Below are 1847 nucleotides of genomic sequence, written 5' to 3' on the forward strand. Positions count from 1 at the left end.
GTCCGCGCCGTAGACCAGGAGTTCCGCCGGGTCGGTGACCAGGGAGTCGCCGGGGTAGAGGGCGCGCAGGGCGCGCAGGGCGGAGGCGTCGAGCGGCACGGCGGACCTCAGGAGAGCATGTAGCGCAGGGCGTAGCCGAAGGAGGGGTAGGCCCAGACGACGTCCATGATCTCGCTCTGCCGCAGTCCCAGGCGCATGACGAGCATGGCCTGGTTGGCCACCTCGGCGGCGGCCTCACCCAGGTAGGAAAGCCCCAGGAGGCGTCCTCCGCCGGGTTCCAGCAGGAGCTTGTAGCCCGAGCGGCGGATGCCCAGGCGGGTGAGTTCCGGCCATGTGAGGTCCACGGCCTGCTTCACTTCGAAGGGGACGCCCGCCGCGCGGGCCCGGGCCTCGGTGAGCCCGACGGCCGCCAGGGGCGGGTGGGTGAAGACGCAACTGGGAACGAGGGAGTGGTCGGGCCGGACGTGGTCGCCCTCCAGGATGTTGGCGGCCGCGGCCTTGGCCTCCATGACGGCCGTGGGGGTGAGCTGGGCGATGCCTGCGGCGTCCCCGGCGGCGTAGACCTTGGGATTGGTGGTCTTGAGCCAGGGGTCCAGGACGAGGCGGCCGCCGCGCGTTGCGATGCCTGCGGCGTCCAGGTCCAGTCCGTCCAGGTCCGGCACGCGCCCCGAGCCGTTGACCACCAGGTCCGCTTCGAGCGCCGCGCCGTTCTCCAGGCGCACGGCCAGTCCCGAGGCGGTCCGTTCGAGGGAGCGCGGCGGCGCGTCGGTGAGGAGCTCCACGCCCAGTTCGCGGGTGGCCGCCAGGAGGGGGGCCACCATCTCGGGCTCGAAGCGGCGCAGGAGCCGGTCGCCCCGTGCGGCCACGGTGACCCTGGCCCCGGCGATGGCCGCGATGTGCGCGAACTCCAGGGCGATGTACCCGCCGCCCAGGAAGAGGATGTGCCCGGGCAGCTCCTTGAGGTTCAGGAAATCGTCGCTGGAGGCCAGGAGTTCCGCGCCGGGGATGTCCAGGGCGTGGGGCCGCGAGCCGGTGGCCAGCAGGATGTGCCCGGCGCGCAGCTCCTCGCCGTCCACGGCCATGGAGTCCGGTCCGGTGAAGCGGGCGCGGCCGTGGTAGAGGTCGATGCCGGCCATTTCCAGCGAGGCTTCGGCGCGCGGGGGCACGGAGTCCACGGAGGCCTGCTTGAGCGCCGCCAGCTCCTGCCAGTCGATGGAAAGCTGCCCGTGCACGCCGTTGCGGCGGCTCATCTCGCGGGCGCGGGCCACGGCGTGGGCGGTCTCCGCGAGCACCTTCTTGGGCTCGCAGCCGCGCAGGGCGCAGGTGCCGCCGAACTCGCCGCCTTCGGCCAGGGCCACGGAGCGTCCGGCCTTGACGAGGAGGCGGGCGGCGGTGGCCCCGGCCGCGCCGGAGCCGATGACGAGCACGTCGTAGGATGGGGACATGGTTCCTCCCGTGGGGCCGTCTTGGGTCCGGTCTACGCCAGGACGGGGTGCCGTACAAGGGCGTCGCAAGGCTTGCCCTGAACGCCGTGACGGGATATCATTGAGGATCGGGCTGTAAATCTTCTGTATGGTGATGCCAATGAGCGGAGCGACGGCGAAATCCGTCAAGGAGGACATCTCCAGGGCGGTGGGTTATGCGAGGCGTTTCCTGGCCATCAAGGCGTTGACCTCGGCAAGCAGCGCGTTCGCGGCCTATGCCTCGAGCACGAGCATCATGGGCCGGGCCAAGTTCGAGCTGGAAGTGCTGCTTCTGGACATGCTGCGCGAACTGGAGCTGGTGCCGGACATCAAGGCCCAGCTGCGCGGGGGGCTCAAGTTCAGGAAAGGCGACGAGCAGCTCTT

1 protein-coding gene and 1 pseudogene are annotated in these 1847 nt (G+C 71.0%); one reads left to right on the forward strand and one right to left on the reverse strand.

Annotation, left to right across the window (positions count from 1 at the left end; genetic code table 11):
• Positions 1-107: 107 nt before the first annotated feature.
• On the reverse strand, positions 108-1445 hold the full coding sequence (locus tag ACV4UX_RS19110; protein WP_491594865.1) for a dihydrolipoyl dehydrogenase family protein: 1338 nt from the start codon (positions 1443-1445) through the stop codon (positions 108-110).
• 139 nt (positions 1446-1584) lie between these two features.
• Between ACV4UX_RS19110 and ACV4UX_RS19115 the strand changes: the two are divergent.
• Positions 1585-1847 (forward strand): annotated as a pseudogene (locus ACV4UX_RS19115) (hypothetical protein); the annotation flags it as partial.

Source organism: Fundidesulfovibrio sp., assembly GCF_058402725.1.